The organism is Paenibacillus sp. 2KB_20, from assembly GCF_052115765.1.
GTDB lineage: Bacteria > Bacillota > Bacilli > Paenibacillales > Paenibacillaceae > Paenibacillus_AQ.
In genome coordinates this window covers 42,012-59,561 of record NZ_JBFRHH010000020.1, presented here as the reverse complement: position 1 = coordinate 59,561, position 17,550 = coordinate 42,012, and the positions used below count along the sequence as shown (strand labels likewise).

17 protein-coding genes are annotated in these 17,550 nt (G+C 50.9%); 15 read left to right on the top strand and 2 right to left on the bottom strand.

Annotated elements, in window-relative coordinates; all coding sequences use genetic code 11:
• Nucleotides 1–172 precede the first annotated feature (172 nt).
• Nucleotides 173–2,350, top strand: coding sequence for a HelD family protein (locus AB4124_RS31395; protein ID WP_441975252.1), 2,178 nt, complete (start codon nt 173–175; stop codon nt 2,348–2,350).
• A gap of 108 nt (nt 2,351–2,458) precedes the next feature.
• Here AB4124_RS31395 and AB4124_RS31390 read toward each other — a convergent pair whose 3' ends face one another.
• Nucleotides 2,459–2,605 carry a hypothetical protein gene (locus AB4124_RS31390; RefSeq protein WP_430181996.1) on the bottom strand — a complete coding sequence of 49 codons (147 nt, stop codon included), beginning with the start codon at nt 2,603–2,605 and terminating at the stop codon, nt 2,459–2,461.
• A 241-nt stretch (nt 2,606–2,846) separates the two neighbouring features.
• Between AB4124_RS31390 and AB4124_RS31385 the strand changes: the two genes are divergently transcribed.
• The 4 genes from AB4124_RS31385 (at nt 2,847) to nrdG (ending at nt 7,711) form a co-directional block, all read left to right on the top strand.
• The gene (locus AB4124_RS31385) at nt 2,847–4,154 is read left to right on the top strand and encodes a replication-associated recombination protein A (RefSeq protein ID WP_441975251.1); all 1,308 of its coding nucleotides are present in this window, start codon (nt 2,847–2,849) and stop codon (nt 4,152–4,154) included.
• 57 nt (nt 4,155–4,211) lie between these two features.
• A complete protein-coding gene (locus AB4124_RS31380; protein WP_430133415.1) occupies nt 4,212–4,751 on the top strand; it encodes a PCYCGC domain-containing protein in 540 nt (179 codons plus the stop codon).
• A 231-nt stretch (nt 4,752–4,982) separates the two neighbouring features.
• Nucleotides 4,983–7,211: an anaerobic ribonucleoside triphosphate reductase gene (locus AB4124_RS31375; RefSeq protein WP_441975250.1), complete on the top strand. Its 2,229-nt coding sequence runs from the start codon at nt 4,983–4,985 to the stop codon at nt 7,209–7,211.
• Nucleotides 7,208–7,711: an anaerobic ribonucleoside-triphosphate reductase activating protein gene (gene nrdG / locus AB4124_RS31370; protein ID WP_441975249.1), complete on the top strand. Its 504-nt coding sequence runs from the start codon at nt 7,208–7,210 to the stop codon at nt 7,709–7,711. The genes AB4124_RS31375 and nrdG overlap by 4 nt, the downstream gene beginning before the upstream one ends.
• 75 nt (nt 7,712–7,786) lie before the next feature.
• On the opposite strand, the gene mnmA is transcribed toward nrdG, so the two are convergent.
• Complete coding sequence (gene mnmA, locus AB4124_RS31365) at nt 7,787–8,896, bottom strand: tRNA 2-thiouridine(34) synthase MnmA (protein ID WP_441975248.1); 1,110 nt, start codon at nt 8,894–8,896, stop codon at nt 7,787–7,789.
• 300 nt (nt 8,897–9,196) lie between these two features.
• Between mnmA and cymR the strand changes: the two genes are divergently transcribed.
• From cymR to AB4124_RS31315, 10 genes are all read left to right on the top strand, one after another.
• Nucleotides 9,197–9,616 carry a cysteine metabolism transcriptional regulator CymR gene (gene cymR / locus AB4124_RS31360; protein WP_009592789.1) on the top strand — a complete coding sequence of 140 codons (420 nt, stop codon included), beginning with the start codon at nt 9,197–9,199 and terminating at the stop codon, nt 9,614–9,616.
• Nucleotides 9,617–9,629: 13 nt separating this feature from the next.
• A complete protein-coding gene (locus tag AB4124_RS31355) occupies nt 9,630–10,775 on the top strand; it encodes a cysteine desulfurase family protein (RefSeq protein WP_430113225.1) in 1,146 nt (381 codons plus the stop codon).
• Between the two features lie 141 nt (nt 10,776–10,916).
• Nucleotides 10,917–11,438 (top strand): PRC-barrel domain-containing protein, encoded by a 522-nt coding sequence (locus tag AB4124_RS31350; RefSeq protein WP_076320455.1) that lies wholly within the window; start codon nt 10,917–10,919, stop codon nt 11,436–11,438.
• Nucleotides 11,439–11,449: 11 nt separating this feature from the next.
• On the top strand, nt 11,450–11,659 hold the full coding sequence (locus AB4124_RS31345) for a hypothetical protein (protein WP_071222775.1): 210 nt from the start codon (nt 11,450–11,452) through the stop codon (nt 11,657–11,659).
• Nucleotides 11,660–11,816: 157 nt separating this feature from the next.
• Nucleotides 11,817–12,884, top strand: coding sequence for an AI-2E family transporter (locus AB4124_RS31340; protein ID WP_076320456.1), 1,068 nt, complete (start codon nt 11,817–11,819; stop codon nt 12,882–12,884).
• A 419-nt stretch (nt 12,885–13,303) separates the two neighbouring features.
• Nucleotides 13,304–15,931 (top strand): alanine--tRNA ligase, encoded by a 2,628-nt coding sequence (gene alaS, locus AB4124_RS31335; RefSeq protein WP_441975247.1) that lies wholly within the window; start codon nt 13,304–13,306, stop codon nt 15,929–15,931.
• 217 nt (nt 15,932–16,148) lie between these two features.
• Nucleotides 16,149–16,409: an IreB family regulatory phosphoprotein gene (locus tag AB4124_RS31330; protein ID WP_006208869.1), complete on the top strand. Its 261-nt coding sequence runs from the start codon at nt 16,149–16,151 to the stop codon at nt 16,407–16,409.
• A gap of 12 nt (nt 16,410–16,421) precedes the next feature.
• On the top strand, nt 16,422–16,835 hold the full coding sequence (gene ruvX / locus AB4124_RS31325) for a Holliday junction resolvase RuvX (protein ID WP_076320458.1): 414 nt from the start codon (nt 16,422–16,424) through the stop codon (nt 16,833–16,835).
• 17 nt (nt 16,836–16,852) lie between these two features.
• Nucleotides 16,853–17,155 carry a DUF1292 domain-containing protein gene (locus tag AB4124_RS31320; RefSeq protein WP_076320459.1) on the top strand — a complete coding sequence of 101 codons (303 nt, stop codon included), beginning with the start codon at nt 16,853–16,855 and terminating at the stop codon, nt 17,153–17,155.
• Complete coding sequence (locus AB4124_RS31315; RefSeq protein ID WP_179090578.1) at nt 17,155–17,466, top strand: DUF1292 domain-containing protein; 312 nt, start codon at nt 17,155–17,157, stop codon at nt 17,464–17,466. Before AB4124_RS31320 ends, AB4124_RS31315 begins: the two co-directional genes overlap by 1 nt.
• The last annotated feature ends 84 nt before the right edge of the window (nt 17,467–17,550 follow it).

Sequence of the window (17,550 nt, the reverse complement as noted above, 5' to 3'; positions counted from 1 at the left end):
GTCATCGCCGAAGCGAGTATGAATGGAAAACCAGCACCATGAAATTCCTTGTGACAGAGCTTTGCTAGTATATTCGTACCAGTTGTGCTACAATGGAACTCCTTTTTGTGTCACGGCCCTTAAAGCCAGACTTTCGATGCGAAAAAATATGTTTCTTAGGAGGTAACTGAAAGTGTCAGAATCTTTTCAAAGTGCCTATCAAGAAGAAGAGTCAAGGCTAAACGAGGTTATCGTTGAAATTGACCGTCAGCTTGAACGTTTGCGCGGGATTCCCGTATACACGGGCCATGATTTTACGGAGCAGGTGCTCGAAGCGGGGCGGGAAGAGAAACGGCAGGCTCTCGCCAAAAGTTTGCCGGAGCCTTACTTCGGGAGGCTGGATTTTCAGGAGAGCGGAACGGGAGCGAAGAAACCTCTCTACATCGGGAAGATCGGCTTCGATAAGGAAGATGCCGGGGATCACCCGATGGTGATTGATTGGCGAGCCCCGGTCGCGAGCCTATTTTATTCGTTTACGGGCGGTACCGACCCGGCATCGTTCGAAGCACCCGAAGGAATCATCGAGGGGCTGGTGTATTTAAAACGCAACGTTGTGATCCGCAAGCAAATTTTGGAACGGGTATCGGATACGTACAATCGGGATAGCGGCGGACCTGCCGTATCCGATGAGTTTTTGGTCTACCGTCTCGGGGAGAACAAGGACAACCGGCTTCGGGATATCGTATCTACGATCCAAGCCGAGCAGGACAAAATCATCCGGGCTGCTAAAAATACCGCTCTCATTATCCAAGGGGTGGCGGGAAGCGGAAAAACGACGGTGGCTCTGCATCGGCTGGCTTATTTGCTCTATCAATACAAGGAGCAGGTAACCGCGGAGAAAATGATCATATTCGCACCCAACCTGATGTTTCTGGATTACATATCCGACGTACTGCCCGAGCTCGGAGTTGGCGATATACAGCAGCGCACGTTTGGCGATTGGGCAGCGGAGCTGCTCGATATCGAGCTCGCTTCGGATGATCATGCACAGACGCTTCATCTATGGTTCGAGACCGACCCGGGGCAGGGAACCCCGGATATTGACGATAATGTCAGCGGGCGCTATAAAGGCTCATTAAGACTGATGGAGATCATCCGGCGCTGCGTGGAGGCTATCGAAACCGAGGCTCTACCGGATGGGGACTTCTCACCATGGGACGGGGCCGTACTGAAACAGGAGACGATCGCGGAATGGTTCTACCAGGAGTATAAACCGTATCCACTGGCCAAACGGAAGGAACGGCTGCTTGCCAGATTGCACCGCTGGGTCGAGATGGAACTGAAGAAATCGCCATCATCGGCCGTTATGAAAGAACGGAAGAAAAAAGCGACTCAACGAGAAAAGGCTTATGCGAACCGATGGCCGAAATTTGAGCCGGTCTCATTATATAAACAATTGTTTGGTGCGGCAAAGGCAACCGGAACGATGTTTGCAGAGCTAACCGCTCTGATTCCGTCCGAGGTGCTCGCGGCAACGCGTAAAGATCTGAAGAAAAACGTGGTCCATGAAGAGGATTTGCCTGCCCTGCTGTATTTCCACTGTTTGCTGAATGATATTACCGGTGAGCAGCGCTTTGACCACATCGTCATTGATGAGGCTCAGGATTTCTCGCCATTTCAGGTAGCTGTGCTGGACCTGTTCGTAAGAGGACATTCCTTCACCATATTAGGTGATTTGTCGCAGGGCATTCATGCCTATCGCGGCGTTCATGCGTGGGAGGAAATGAGCTCCTTGTTTAAGGAAGAGGAAACAGCTTATTTTGCGTTGACACGCAGTTACCGCTCGACGATGGAGATCATCGAATTTGCCAACGGCATTTTGGAGAAGGGTGTCAGCAGTGATCTGCTCGCCGTACCCGTATTTCGAAGCGGCGATGCCGTTCGCCTCATTCCTTATGAGTCGGAGAAATCCAGAACAAGAGATTTGGAACGGGCGATGGAGGCACTCATCGCTAAGGAATATCGGACGGTAGCCATTCTCACCCGAACCTTGCGGGAAGCGCAAGAGCTGCATGAACAATTAATTGCTGCATGGCCGATGCTGAATCTGATCGATGGCAGCAAAGGGACGTATCAGGGTGGTTACTCCGTGCTTCCTGTTTATTTGTCTAAAGGGCTTGAGTTCGATGCGGTTGTGGTGGCGGATGCGGATCGGAGTCATTACGCGGAAAAAGCTTGGGATGCCAAGCTGATGTACGTCGGCTGCACCCGGGCACTGCATGAGCTGTGGCTGCTGCATGGTGAAGCGCGTCCTTCTTATGTGACGGCGGACGCTTCGGATATTACAGCCATCGGTTGGCCCGCAGAGTAAGATAGGATTGTGTTACTAAGCGCGAAGAGGAAAGAACATAAAATGTCCCGTGGGGTGGTACATGTCTGCATGTGCTTGTCTCTGCGGGGCTTTTTGCTGTGCCCGCGCTTAACCAAGCATTTGGTAGGAAGAACCAAGGTTATCGATATACCGGATCAAAGTCCAAACGGCGAGAAAGAAGAGTGCAGCTGCCAAGATGATGTAGAGGGTCATTTTTCGCATAGGTTTTCGTTTGGACTTCTTGCGAGTCGTCATAGCCACTCTCCTTAGATAAGGCTTCTCTATAATTTCCTATAATTAAGTAACGCTCCGGAAAGATAAAAGTTGGTTATCATGTTAAACGTGCAGCGAATATCGATGGGTATCCGAACCACTAGCGTGGATGTCCATAGGCTTGCTACAGGCATGACAAAATTGAATATGGTATGATAGAGTGTGACGGATTTGATTGAAACCGGCTTATCTTTGCATTGATATCAGACAAGGAAGTGTAGTTATGGATTTATTCAGTATCGGGCGTGAAGGGGACCGGGATTCCAGGCTGCTGGCCGATCGGATGCGCCCTTCGTCGCTGGATGAATATATAGGACAAGAACAAATTATCGGACCGGGCAAACTGCTCAGACGTGCCATAGAAGCAGACCAGGTCTCTTCCATTTTATTGTACGGCCCGCCGGGTTGCGGCAAAACAACGCTGGCGCATATTATCTCCCAGCAAACGAAGGGGTACTTCGTTCGGCTGAATGCGGTGGAAGCCTCGGTTAAGGACGTCAGGGAAGTCATTGAGCAAGCCCAGAGCAACCGCAGTCTGTACGGCACCAAAACGATCCTGTTCCTAGATGAGGTTCACCGCTTTAACAGTTCAAGACAGGATGCGCTGCTGCCTGCCGTGGAGAACGGTACGATTATATTTATTGGCGCGACAACAGAGAATCCATTTCATTACGTAAATGGGGCCTTGATGAGTCGTTCAACCTTGTTCCAGCTTGAGCCGCTGACTAAGAACCATTCCATGATCGCCATGCAGCGCGCGTTATCCGATCCAGATAAGGGACTTGGATTCATGGATCTCCAGGCAGACGAGGAAGCATTGGAGCATATTGCAACGATGGCAAACGGCGACATCCGCCGTGCTCTGAACGCCCTCGAATTAGCGGCCATGACCACGCCCCCGAATGAAAGCGGCAGGGTTCATATTACGCTCGAAGTGGCCGAAGAATCGATACGCAAGCCGCTCGTCAAGGCGGACGAGTCCACGCAGTATGACGTGCTGTCTGCCTTCCATAAAAGCATTCGAGGTTCCAGTGATGCGGCCTTGTTCTGGTTCCTGTATGCGGTCGAAAAGCTAGGGATGGACCCGATGGTGTTCATCCGCCGCTTGATCGCTGCCAGCAGCGAGGATATCGGGCTGGCTAATCCGCAAGCGATGGTGCAGGCGGTGAGCGCACTGGATGCCTACCGGAATAACGGCTGGCCGGAAGCCAAGTTGAACATTGCCCAGGCGATTCTGTTTGCGGTGGAGAGCCCCAAATCGGATGGCGTTGTGACCGCCATATCCCGGGCGATGTCCGCCATGGATGAAGTGAAATCGGCTGAGGTTCCGCTTCATCTCCGTGATGCGCATTACTCGGGGGCGGTGAAGCTGGGACATGTCGGCTACAAGTACCCGCACGATTATCCAGGCCATTACGTGAAGCAGGAATATCTGCCGAAGGAGCTCTCCCGCCGGGTGTTCTATCAGGCGACGGAGCAGGGGAATGAAGCCAAGATCGCACACAATCAGCGATTACGACGCGAAGAATAGGGTCTTACAGCAATAACGGGATCAATGGCCGCTAGTTTAGCTAAATGGAGGAAACGAATGATGAAAACAGGGAAACAACGGTTTGTCATCCTGCTGCTGTCCGCTGGTCTTATGCTGAGCGGCTGTTCGGGGAAAAACGCCCAGGAGCAGGTCGAAAGTGGACAGGCAGCCGAGGCAGCGCATGAGCACGGACATCAGACGCAGCTGGCCAACGGGGATATTCAGGAGGCGACGGCTTCGATTGACGAGCTGCCTACCTTTTTGATGAGCCAGACCAGCGAGCTGCAAACGATCTATGCCTTGTCTGCGCAGGTGAGTGATGTCCTAAAATATATTCCTTGTTATTGCGGCTGTGGAGAGAGTGCCGGTCATGAGAGCAACCTGAACTGTTTTATTGATGAGATTCAGGAGGACGGCACCGTGGTGTGGGACGATCATGGCACCCGCTGCGGGGTGTGTTTGGACATTGCCGTGGAATCTGCCAAAATGAGCAGCGAGGGCAAGAGCCTGACGGATATTCGGACCGCAATCGACGAGAAATACAGCACAGGCTATGCGAAGCCGACACCAACTCCAATGCCGCCCGCCGAAAGTTAATTCTACTGTAGATAAGCAAGAAGGTACCCGATGTGATCGATGGATCACTCGAGTGCCTTTTTTTGTTGGGTTTAAGGCCTCCAAGGCTGTTTTCAGGAATCGCCTGATCCGTTTCTCAGACTGACCGCCGTGATCTATCTCACAGCATCAAACTATATATGGATGTAAATTTATAAACCGAGACTATATATAGTGTGTTGATGATCTAAGGAGAAGGAGTTGATCGATTTCATGAAAGTCATGAAGAGAGACGGGTGCCTGGTGAATTTTGAGATAAACCGGATTGTGAATGCAGTGGATAAAGCGTTTATAGCCGTTGAGGGTGTGTCCCGCATGGAGGCTTCCCTGCAGATTGGCGATGCGGTTGTTCGTGCCACTGCGGAGATGGAGCAGGTGAGTGTGGAGGAAATTCAGGATATTGTTGTCGAGCATTTGCAAAATACAGGTTATGCAGAGGCTGCGGCAGCTTATCAACATTACAGGGAAACCCGTGACCTGGAGCGGATGCGGAGGGGAGAGCTTTACAAGATCAGCACGGATGTTATTGGGGTAACGAATCTGGATCTGCTGCGGGAGAATGCGAATCTGAACGGGGAATCCTTCAGTGGAAAAATGAGTCGGATCGGCTCCGAGTACGCCAAATGGATGGCAAGCAAATTCATCCTCCCAGGAGATCTCATGAGAGCGGTGAGGGATGGTTATGTGTATGTGCACGACCTGGACCAGTATGCACTCGGAACAACGAACTGCATTTTCATTCCGTTTGACCGACTATTGGCCAAGGGATTCAATACCGGTAACGGATCGGTTAGGCCGCCGCAGAGCATCATGACCGCGATGGCGCTGGTGGCCATCATCTTTCAATCCCAGCAGAACAGTCAATTCGGCGGCGTGTCCGGAAATAAAATCGATTGGGATCTGGCCCCGTATGTCGGTAAATCGTTTCGTCGGCATTTTCGCAAAGGGCTGGCCTACTTCGGAGAGGTGGAGGACAATAGACCCGGTGCACGAGTTCTTCTGGATAACGAATTATACGTAGACAATGAGCAATTGAAAGAAATTTATCCACGAATATATCACTATGCATATAACGAAACGGTGAATGAAGTAAAGCAGGCCGCGGAATCCCTGATTCACAATCTGAACACGATGAGCAGCCGGGCCGGCGGACAGATCCCTTTTACATCGCTGAACTATGGCATGTGCACGTCAACCGAAGGAAGGCTGGTGTCCCACGCTCTACTGGATGCCACGATGAGAGGACTCGGCGGGGGAGAGACGCCGATATTTCCGCAGCATATTTTCCAGTGCAAGCAGGGGATTAATCAGGCGGAAGGGGAGCCCAACTACGATCTGTTCCTGAAAGCTGTTGAGTGCTCCAGCCGCAGGCTCTACCCGAATTTTGTCAACGTGGATGCATCGTTTAATCTGGTCTACTATAACCCGGACGAGCCAGACACGATTATTGCCACCATGGGCTGCAGAACCCGGACGATTTCAGACCGGTTCGGGCGAAACCGTCTAAGCGGCAAAGGCAATTTATCTTTTAATACGATCAATCTGGTTCGTCTCGGCATTGAGCATGGCATTATCGAAGGCAAACGGGATATGCCCGATCTGAACCTCTTCTACGAGCAGTTGGATCAGTATTTGACGATTGCGGTAGAGGGTTTGATTCATCGTTACGAGCTGCAGGCCGACCAACCGGCCAAAGCGTCTGATTTTATGATGCGGGAAGGCGTGTGGGAAGGCGGCGAGGCACTGGCACCGGAAGACAAGGTGCGCGTGCTCATCAAGCACGGAACCCTTGCGCTTGGATTTATCGGGCTGGCTGAATGCCTGAAGGCGTTAACCGGGCTGCACCACGGAGAAGATGAGACCAGCCGCAGTCTGGGAATCGAGATCATCCGGCATATGCGTCAGTTTTGCGATGCAGCCAGTGAAAGATATAACCTGAACATTACGTTGTTTGCCACGCCGGCAGAAGGGTTATCGGGGAAATTCACGAAGCTGGACCGGCAAACCTTTGGTGTGATCGAAGGTGTCACAGATCGCGAGTATTATACGAATTCGTTTCATATTCCGGTGTATTATCCGATGGCCGCGTACCGCAAAATCCGTTCCGAGGCTCCTTTCCATGAGCTGTGTAATGCAGGAGCGATTTCGTATGTGGAGCTGGACGGCAATGCCCGGCAGAATACGGCTGCTTTTCGGGACATCGTACAGTTTGCCCTGCAGCAGAATATCGGATATTTCTCCGTAAACCATCCCGTCGATCGTTGCCCGGCATGCAATTACGAAGGGATCATCGGAAGCTCTTGCCCTGGATGCGGAGCCTCGGAGGCGGATGGAAACTTCCAGAGGCTGCGGAGGGTGACGGGATACCTAACGGGCAATTATACGGAGCGCTTCAATTCGGCCAAGCAGGCTGAGGTCAGGGATCGGGTGAAACATCTGTGAATGTGTGCGGGTATATCCCCGAGAGCATTAATGAAGGCCCAGGAGTTCGGGCAGTTCTATTCGTGAGCGGCTGCCGTCATGCTTGCGCCGGATGTTTTAATACGGATTCCTGGGACTTTGAAGCGGGGGAGCCGTTTACAGAAGAATTGTCTACGTCCATACTGCAGGATATTATCGACAACCCTTTGCTGGATGGCGTGACCTTATGCGGTGGGGATCCGTTCTTCTCGCCGGAGGAGTCCGCGGCGTTTGTACGCAAGCTCAGGACCCTCTGTCCTGGGAAAAGTGTATGGGCCTACACGGGCTTCACCTTTGAAGCGCTGATGAGGCAGCCAAAGCTGAGCGAATTGGCGAAACAGTGTGATGTTATCGTGGATGGCAAATTTCAGTTGGAGCTAAGGGATGTCTCGCTTCCCTTTCGAGGCAGCTCGAATCAGCGCTTAGTTGACGTAGCCGCCAGCCTAGAACGGGGAGTAACGGTAGAATATGTTCTTCGCTAGCACGTAAAAAAAAAGAGCACACACTTTACGGAAACTTCCGTGTTCAGTGTGTGCTCTTCGCATTACGGCAGCGGATTAATATGGAACTTTATCCGCCGTTTCGATCGTTCCGCCGCCAAGGCATTCGTCCCCTTGGTAGAAGACAACGGCTTGGCCCGGCGTGATTGCTTTTTGCGACTTGGCAAAAGCGACATGAACGGTTCCGTCTTCGCGTGGAGTTATCGTTACCTCTTGATCCGGCTGACGGTAGCGGAATTTCGCGGTGCAGGTAAAGGCGTCTTTGGGCATAGCGTCTTGTCCTGCAATCCAATTGATTCCGGAGGCAACGAGTCCAGTTGAATACAAACTCGGATGATCGCCTTGGACAACGTACAGAATATTGTTAGTTAAATCCTTGTCGGCCACAAACCAAGGCTCTCCGGAGCCTGAGCCGCCAATGCCGAGACCTTGGCGTTGTCCCAGCGTGTAGTACATCAAGCCATCATGGCGGCCTTTCACTTCACCCGTGACAATGTCCACCATATCACCGGATTGGGCGGGGAGGTACTGTCCAAGAAATTCTTTGAAATTCCGTTCGCCGATGAAGCAAACGCCGGTGCTGTCTTTTTTCTTGGCGGTATACAGTCCGGCTTCCTCAGCGAGTCGGCGAACTTCCGGTTTCGGCAGATGCCCGATCGGGAACATTGCTTTGGAGAGCTGCTCTTGGCTCAGCGCATTAAGGAAGTAGGTTTGATCCTTATTGCTGTCGACGCCGCGCAGCAGGCGGTACTGTCCGTCCTCCTCGATGACGCGGGCGTAATGGCCGGTAGCCACATAGTCGGCTCCCAGATCCATGGCCTTATTCAGAAATTCACCGAATTTGATTTCACGGTTGCACATGACATCGGGGTTCGGCGTTCTCCCAGCTTTATATTCATCGAGGAAATAGGAAAATACTTTATCAAAGTACTCCTTCTCGAAATTGACGGTATAGTAGGGAATGTCGAGCTGCTCGCACACGCGGCGCACGTCTTCAGCGTCCGCTTCAGCTGTGCAGTAGCCAAGCTCATCGGTGTCATCCCAGTTTTTCATAAAGATGCCGATCACTTCATAGCCCTGCTGCTTGAGCAGGAGTGCTGTTACGGAGGAGTCGACTCCTCCCGACATGCCGACAACGATACGAGTGTTATGTTTTTCTTTTGACATCGTTATCACCATTTTCATATTGAATTGTGCCCATGGAGGTATTTTAACATATTGGGACAAGGTTCACACGTTTCATTTTGTCCACTCAGCGTGAACATTTTTCGGGTTTCCGGCTGGAATATTACCCATTGAGGTCCAGGATATGTTACCATAAGCTGAGGGTAATGATCGGAATACGGAGAAAAATACAGGATAAGCTGCTTCACGCTTAGATTACGTCGTATTTGTCGCTAAACCCGCCACCTACAATTCATGTACAGGATGGACATAATATACAAATTACCGAAAGAGGTGTCACCCTTGAAGATATCAACAAAAGGAAGATACGGATTAACAATTATGATGGAGCTGGCCGCCAGGTTTGGTGAAGGACCAACTTCGCTGAAGAGCATTGCAGAGAAGAACCAGCTGTCGGAACATTATCTTGAGCAGCTGATCGCACCGCTGCGAAATGCTGGATTGGTCAAAAGCATCCGTGGCGCATACGGAGGATATATCCTTTCCCGTGATCCGGCCTCTATAACAGCAGGAGATGTAATCCGCGTGCTTGAAGGACCGATATCCCCTGTGGACTTCACGGAAGAGGACGATCCGGCGAAGCGGGATCTATGGCTTCGTATCCGCGACAGCATTGCTGAAGTGCTCGATTCCACGACGCTGGACTATCTGATCAACTATCATGAACAGTCTGCTGCAGACAACTATATGTTCTATATATAAGGGTGAGACGGATATGAGATCAGTATATTTGGATCATGCCGCATCAACCCCGGTTCATCCGGAGGTTGCTGAGCGGATGATGAATGTGATGACAAGCCAATACGGCAATGCTTCAAGCGTTCATGCTTTTGGACGGGAAGCGAAGAAGATCGTCAACGGGGCGCGTGATCGAATTGCGTCCCTTTTGGGATGCCAATCGGACGAGCTGGTGTTCACCGGAGGCGGCACCGAAAGCGATAATTTGGCTATACTGGGATTGCTGGAGTCGCTTGGCGTGAATGGCAAGCATGTGATTACGTCAGCAGTTGAACACCATGCGGTGCTTCATACATGCCATGAGTTGGAACGGCGGGGCTGTGAGGTTACCTATGTCCCCGTCGATTCTACTGGGCGTGTCTCTGTGGAGGACATTGCGGGTGCGATTCAGGACAACACGGTGCTGGTCACCATCATGTATGGCAATAATGAAGTAGGCACCGTTCAGCCGATCAGCGAAATCGGCGAGCTCTGCCGCAGCCGGGGCATCGTGTTTCATACCGATGCTGTTCAGGCATTGGGAGCGGAGGCGATCAACTGCCGCGAGCTGCCGGTGGACATGTGGAGTTTTTCCGCCCACAAAATCAACGGCCCCCAAGGCGTCGGAGCATTGGTTGTCCGCAGAGGACTCAGCGTATCTCCACGTCTGTTCGGAGGGCTGCAGGAGAAGAAACGCCGTGCCGGAACAGAGAATATGGCCGGCATCGCCGGTTTTGCGGCAGCAGTGGAATGGACCGTTAAGAATATGGAGACGCGTATCCAGCATTATCGCGAGCTGAGATCGACGCTGCTTGAAGGACTTCGTCAGGAGATTGGCGAGGATGCTTTTGTAATCAACGGAAATTCGGAGCATTACCTACCTCACATCCTAAATATCAGCTTTCCCGGTGCCAATACGGAGACGATGCTGATGAACCTCGATATGGAAGGAATTGCGGCGGCAAGCGGCTCGGCTTGTACGTCGGGATCTCTGGAAATATCCCATGTACTCCAAGCAATGAAACTTTCTGATCCTGTTTTGCGCTCCGCGATTCGTTTTAGTTTCGGTTTGGGTAATACTACTCAAGAAATGGAGCACACTGCCCAAAAAATTGGAACCATCCTTAATCGGTTACGTAAATAGATGTTAAGGGATTTCTCCTTCTAGAGAATAGGGGGTATGCGTTCGTCCATTTCATCCTTGGAAATTACCCGTTCTGGCTCACGAAATGTTGACCGGCGGCTGATTTCAAACCATGAAGGATGAGGAGGTGTCCACTGCAGTATGAAACTTCAAGAAATGATTGGACTGGCTGTATTCGACGTGGAGAACGGTAAGGAAATCGGCAAAATCCACGATTTTATACTAGATGAGAACTGGTTGATTACCGGGTTGGAGCTGGAAGGCAAGGCTTTGTTTTCCTCGCATGTGAAAAGCGTCTCATGGGAAGATATCGTAGCATACGGGGAAGATGCCGTCATGATCCGGAGCCAAGAGGCTGTCCGCAAGGTGGGCGCCAATGATATACCACTTACGTTCCTTTTGGGCAAGCGCAAACTGAAAGAGATGCAGGTCTTGACAGAGGATGGTATCCTGCTCGGACGTATATCGGATGTTTATTTTGAGCAGGAACAGGGCAATACAATACTAGGGTTGGAAATATCCGATGGATTTGTCTCGGATTTGATCGAAGGTCGCAAATGGCTGCCTTGCACAGCGGAAATGGCTATCGGCGAAAGTGCCGTTATGGTACCCCCGATGAGCGAACAGCGTCTGGAAAAAGCCATTAATTCTGTGAACGGATAGGGTGAGGTAGGATGAAATGTCCAAACTGTAGTTCCAAAGATATCGGGAAAATCGGCTCCCACCAGTTTTATTGCTGGGGTTGCTTTATCGAATTGACAGTCAACGGAGAGAAAATGTCCGTATACCAGGTAGAAGAGGATGGTACGCTCAGCTCTCTGGATGATTTGTTCTTCGGTGATGAAATGCAGCCGGATTTCCCTCCTATGCACGCGTCTTCCTAAGAACGCGTACATATAGTTAGATAACGACTCCTTGCTGAAGGTCTATATGGCTGAGCAGCAGGGAGTCTTTTTCATGTTGGCCTGCAGAAATGTTAGTTTATTTCTGGAAGCTTGTACATATACTACAGGGTAGCTTTCGAAAAAGGAGGGTGCCTGTGTGGAACAGCTGACCGAGAACAAATGGTTTCGATTGTTGGTATGGTTAATGCTTGGACTCATCTCTCTTTACTTTGTCTGGCTGCTGCGTCCGCTGTTTCTGGATGTCTATCGATTTCTCAAGGCTGTCCTGGCGCCATTTCTGGTTGCCATGATCATATCTTATGTGCTCAATCCGGTAGTATGCATGCTCTCCGACCGTAAAGTTCCGCGTAGCATGGCGGTGCTGCTCATCTACGCTGTCTTTCTGACGTCACTTACCGTCATTCTGATCAATATGATTCCGATGCTGATCCGGCAGCTGGAGGAGCTCAACGAGCATTTGCCTGAATTATCGATGAACGCCCAGAGCCTGATGACCAATCTGGACAGCAGGCTGCTCCCCCCGGGAGTAAGGACAGGCGTCAATAGCTGGTTCTTGCAGATGGAATCGAGGCTGGCCGGGGGAATTTCGGATTTCATGGACAATATCGGCAACACGATTAATATCCTGTTTAATGTGTTAATTGTTCCGTTCCTGATCTTCTACATACTAAAAGATTTTGAGGTGTTCCAGCGAACCGCCGTATCCTATCTGCCGCGGAGCCGCCGCAAGTCGATTGTCACGCTGCTGAAAGAGATCGACACGGCCCTCGGGAATTACGTCCGCGGACAATTCCTCGTATGCTTAATTATCGGCGTACTAGCCTATGTAGGGTACATGATCGTGGGTATGCCCTACGCGCTGCTATTGGCAAGCATCGTGGCGGTGTTTAACATCATTCCCTATTTGGGCCCCTTTCTCGGCGCGGCTCCAGCGCTTGTGATGGCATCTACGATTTCCTGGAAGATGGTGCTGCTGGTGGCGGTGGTTAATATGGTCTGTCAAACGCTGGAGAGCAATGTCATCTCACCGCAAGTGGTAGGCAAAAAGCTGCATATGCATCCGCTCCTGATCATATTTGCACTACTTGTCGGTGGACAGGTGGCAGGAACCGTAGGCTTAATTTTGGCTGTTCCTGTCTTTGCCGTCATCAAAGTGCTGCTGCAGCATTTTTTCGCCTATTATGTCAGAAGGAAATCCGGCTGAAGGCTCCAGTCTCAGCTGCAATGCTCATGCATTGACAGATAGTTTCACCCTATATATACTTGAAATGATAAACCTATAACCGTACAAATCGATGAGAAAATCCAGTAGGCTTTGTGTACCTTGCCCAGAGAACAGGTTCCTGCCCGGACAATTTCCGGCTGGCTGCGAGAACCTGGAAGCGAACCTAAGCCGAATGCTAATTTTTGAGTGTGATTCAAATTCACCGGGTAGCTCCCGTTATCCAGCTGTTACGAGGCGATCGTTACATATGTTGTTCCAGGAGATTTCTGCTGGAGGACGAATGGACGATAACCAGGGTGGTACCGCGAGAACATCGTCCCTGAATTCAATTCAGGGGCGTTTTTTGTGTTCGAATACAAGTGATTCGGACCTATATTATGACTGGAGGAAGTGTAGAGATGAAAGCTAGTGAAATCCGTTCCAAATGGCTAGAGTTTTTTGCAGAGAAAGGCCACAATATTGAGCCAAGTGCATCGCTTGTTCCGCACAATGACCCGTCCCTGCTTTGGATTAATGCAGGCATGGCTCCGCTCAAGCCTTATTTTGACGGGCGTGTGAAGCCGGAAAATCCGAGAATTGCGAACTCGCAGAAATGTATTCGGACCAATGATATTGAGAATGTCGGCAAAACCCGTCGTCACCATACGTTCTTCGAAATGTTGGGCAACTTCTCCATCGGAGACTACTTTAAAGAAGAAGTTATCACCTGGGCCTGGGAGTTCCTGACGGACAAGAAATGGATCGGCTTCGATCCGGAGAAGCTGTCCGTTACTGTATATCCGGAAGACGAGGAAGCCTACAAGCTGTGGAACGAAAAAATCGGTCTCCCGAAGGAGCGCATCATTAAGCTGCAGGAAAACTTTTGGGATATCGGCGAAGGACCTTGCGGACCTTGTACCGAGATTTTCTATGATCGCGGTGAAGGATACGATACGGATGCTCCGGAATCCGAAATGTTCCCAGGCGGTGAGAATGAACGCTGGCTCGAGGTATGGAACCTCGTATTCTCCCAGTTTAACCACAACAAGGACGGCAGCTATACACCGCTTCCGAACAAGAACATTGATACGGGTGCGGGACTCGAGCGCTTTGCTTCCATTCTGCAAGATGTGGCATCCAACTTCGATACCGACCTATTCCAGCCGATCATCCAGAAGACGGCAGAGCTTGCCGGCGTTAAATACAATGAAAAGACGGAATACGATATCGCGCTGAAAGTCATTGCCGATCATATCCGGACAGTTGCTTTCGCAGTAGGCGATGGCGTGCTGCCGTCCAACGAAGGCCGCGGTTATGTCATCCGTCGATTGCTCCGCCGTGCGGTTCGTTATGGAAAGGTGCTCGGGCTGGACAAACCATTCATGTATACTTTGACCGGAACCGTAGGCGATATTATGGGAGTATACTACCCAGAGGTCGTTGAGAAGCGCGCTTTTATTGAGAAGGTCATTGCAACGGAAGAAGAACAGTTCCACAAAACGCTCTCTGACGGCTTGAACATCTTGGCAGACGTGAGCGCAGAAGCGAAGAAGCTGGGCAAATCGGTAATCAGCGGCAGCGACGCGTTCAAATTGTACGATACGTATGGCTTCCCGTTTGATTTAACGGAGGATTATGCATCCGAGCACGGATTGACCGTGGACCGTGAAGGCTTTGATGCCGCGATGAAGGAACAGCGTGACCGTGCTCGTGCGGCCCGTCATGAAACGGAAAGCATGAAGGTCCAAGGCGGCGTTCTTTCCGATTATACGGTTAAAAGTGAATTTGTTGGATATAATGACACCGTCAGCGAGGCTAAAGTGCTCGCCATTGTTTCCGGTGACAGCTTTGCAGACAGCGTCAGTGAAGGCGAGACCTGCCAGGTCATTCTGGACGTTACCCCGTTCTATGCCGAAAGCGGCGGCCAGGTCAGCGATCAGGGCATTTTGGAAGGCGGATCTGTACGTGCCCGAGTGGAAGGTCTCTTCAAGGCTCCGCATGGACAGCACGTGCATTTCGTAACCGTGGAGCTCGGCGAGCTTAAGGTGGGCGATACGGTCAAGGCGCAGGTGGATTCCGCTATGCGCAATGATATCGTTAAGAACCATACAGCCACACACCTTTTGCATAAAGCATTGAAGGAAGTTCTGGGCGATCATGTCAATCAGGCAGGTTCGCTTGTTGAACCGCAGCGTCTGCGCTTCGACTTCTCCCATTTCGGCAGCATTACGCAGGTGGAGCTGGCCGATATTGAGCGCCGCGTGAATGAACAGGTGTGGAAGAGCATTCCGGTCGTTATCGAGCGCAAGGCCATTGATGAAGCGAAGGCGATGGGTGCCATGGCATTGTTCGGAGAGAAATATGGAGATATCGTCCGTGTCGTCCAGGTCGGAGATTACAGCATCGAGCTGTGCGGCGGATGCCATGTAGGCAACACATCCCAGATCGGAATCTTCAAGCTGCTTGGCGAGAGCGGCATCGGCTCCGGCGTTCGCCGCATTGAAGCCGTAACGGGCCGCTACGCTTATGAGCATCTGGAGGGGCAAATGGACCTGCTCAAGCAAGCCGCCGGCTTGTTGAAGAGCAATCTTGCGGACGTGCCGAAGCGGATCGAGGGCCTGAACCAACAGGTGAAGGATCTTGCCCGGGAGAACGAGTCCCTGCAAGGCAAGCTTGGAGCCATTGAAGCCAGCCATTTGACCGATAAAGTGAAGCAGGTAGGGAACACGTCGCTGCTTGCAGCTGAAGTGCAGGCTGGCAGTATGGATGGACTCCGTGGCATTGCAGACGAATTGAAGGGCAAACTTCCGGAGACGATCCTCGTGCTCGGCTCCAAAGCGGGCGACAAGGTGAATTTCGTCGTAGCCGTTCCGCAGGACCTGGTGAAGCAAGGCTACCATGCTGGTAAGCTCGTTAAAGAAGTGGCTTCGATCTGTGGCGGAGGCGGCGGGGGCCGTCCGGATATGGCACAAGCGGGGGGCAAGGATGCTTCCAAACTCGCCCAGGCGCTGCAGCATGCTGAGGATCTCATAGCCCGGGGCGTGTAACAGATTTGTCCAGATTGTGTACAGCAAGCAATAGTAAGCAGGATCCAACATTTTGCTGTACACAATCCCGAATTTTTTGGAACACTTTCTAAATATTTCGCTTTCGATTTCCGTAGAGACTTAGGATTATGTTATGATATAACTAGATCAAGCTGGTAAATATTTATTCGACGAAGCATGGTAAACATGTTCTTTGAAGAAGCGAGGTGTGTCACACATGGACTCCATGGATAAGACAGTCAAGTTCAATGTAAAAGGTGATGAAAAGGAGGCTTCCGCCCAGGACATTCTACTTTCGGTATACGATTCGCTGGTAGAGAAGGAGTACAATCCGATTAACCAAATCGTAGGGTATCTTTTGTCCGGGGATCCAGCTTATATACCTCGGCACAATAATGCCAGAAGTTTGATCCGGAAAAAAGAGCGAGATGAATTGATTGAAGAACTGGTCCGGTTCTATTTAGCCAGTCACCGTTAGGAGCACACAGGGATGAAGAAGATCATGGGATTAGATTACGGGGACCGCAGAATCGGTGTTGCCATAAGCGACGTGTTCGGATGGACGGCCCAAGGGGTTGAAGTTATCGAGCGCCGCCGTGATGAAGGCGAACTGGACAGAATTGCCGCACTCGTCAAAGACAACGAGGTCGGTGAGATTGTGGTCGGCTTGCCTAAAAATATGAACGGCACGATTGGTCCGCGGGGCGAAATCTGCATGGAATTCGCAAGTACATTGCGAGAGTCCCTATCCTTACCCGTTCACCTTTGGGATGAACGGCTATCAACAGTATCCGCTGAAAGGACATTGCTTGAAGCCGATGTCAGCCGAAAGAAGCGAAAACAGGTTGTAGATAAAATGGCGGCAAGCTTGATTTTGCAAAACTACTTGGATTCTAAAAGGTAAAGGTGAGGGTGATTACAATGGCTAATGAGCATATTGGTATGGAAGAAGAACCGGAAATTATTTATATTCCCGACGATGAAGGCAACGAGGAAGAATTCGAAGTTATCATGAAATTTGAAGTGGATGGCTCGGATGCTAAATATATGATGGTCGTACCAAGGGAGTCTGCTGACGAAGAGACAGACGAGGTCTACGCCTTCCGTTATGAGGAAGACGGAGAAGACTTGAAATTGTTTATGATTGAAGATGACGAAGAATGGGCCATTGTTGAAGAAACCTTCAATACGCTCGTGGAAGAGCTGGACGGGAGAGACGAATGATGTCTGATTTTTCGGTTGAGAATATCGTATGGACCCAAGTACTTAAGGAAGCATTCGGTGAGAGTGTAGAGCTTGAGGACGAAAAAGGCCATATCGAGGTTTATGATATTGCCGCCGAATTTGAAGTGGATGGTCAAGGGTATGCCATTCTGGTTCAGCCGGATCGAACCGATGAGGAGTACGAGGTGCTTCGTATCGTCAAGGGTGAGGACGGCGGATTGCAGCTGGCAACCATTGATGACGACGAGGAATGGGAGAATGTGTCGGAGCTCTATGATGAGCTGACGTTTCCCGAAGGCGACGAGGATTAAGTTCCCTCCTACAGGAGCACATGCTTAATTTTCAAATGAAAGTTCAGGAAGGGGCGGAGCTGTCCGCCCCTTTTGGTGTGAAGG

What these genes read in the sequence shown, in the direction of transcription:
- AB4124_RS31385 (WP_441975251.1), top strand. Translation starts at nt 2,847, where the DNA reads ATGGATTTATTCAGTATCGGGCGTGAAGGGGACCGGGATTCCAGGCTG.
- AB4124_RS31375 (WP_441975250.1), top strand. Translation starts at nt 4,983, where the DNA reads ATGAAAGTCATGAAGAGAGACGGGTGCCTGGTGAATTTTGAGATAAAC.
- alaS (WP_441975247.1), top strand. Translation starts at nt 13,304, where the DNA reads ATGAAAGCTAGTGAAATCCGTTCCAAATGGCTAGAGTTTTTTGCAGAG.
- AB4124_RS31330 (WP_006208869.1), top strand. Translation starts at nt 16,149, where the DNA reads ATGGACTCCATGGATAAGACAGTCAAGTTCAATGTAAAAGGTGATGAA.
- mnmA (WP_441975248.1), bottom strand. Translation starts at nt 8,896, where the DNA reads ATGTCAAAAGAAAAACATAACACTCGTATCGTTGTCGGCATGTCGGGA.
- AB4124_RS31355 (WP_430113225.1), top strand. Translation starts at nt 9,630, where the DNA reads ATGAGATCAGTATATTTGGATCATGCCGCATCAACCCCGGTTCATCCG.
- AB4124_RS31380 (WP_430133415.1), top strand. Translation starts at nt 4,212, where the DNA reads ATGATGAAAACAGGGAAACAACGGTTTGTCATCCTGCTGCTGTCCGCT.
- AB4124_RS31350 (WP_076320455.1), top strand. Translation starts at nt 10,917, where the DNA reads ATGAAACTTCAAGAAATGATTGGACTGGCTGTATTCGACGTGGAGAAC.
- AB4124_RS31320 (WP_076320459.1), top strand. Translation starts at nt 16,853, where the DNA reads ATGGCTAATGAGCATATTGGTATGGAAGAAGAACCGGAAATTATTTAT.
- AB4124_RS31390 (WP_430181996.1), bottom strand. Translation starts at nt 2,605, where the DNA reads ATGACGACTCGCAAGAAGTCCAAACGAAAACCTATGCGAAAAATGACC.
- AB4124_RS31315 (WP_179090578.1), top strand. Translation starts at nt 17,155, where the DNA reads ATGTCTGATTTTTCGGTTGAGAATATCGTATGGACCCAAGTACTTAAG.
- AB4124_RS31345 (WP_071222775.1), top strand. Translation starts at nt 11,450, where the DNA reads ATGAAATGTCCAAACTGTAGTTCCAAAGATATCGGGAAAATCGGCTCC.
- ruvX (WP_076320458.1), top strand. Translation starts at nt 16,422, where the DNA reads ATGAAGAAGATCATGGGATTAGATTACGGGGACCGCAGAATCGGTGTT.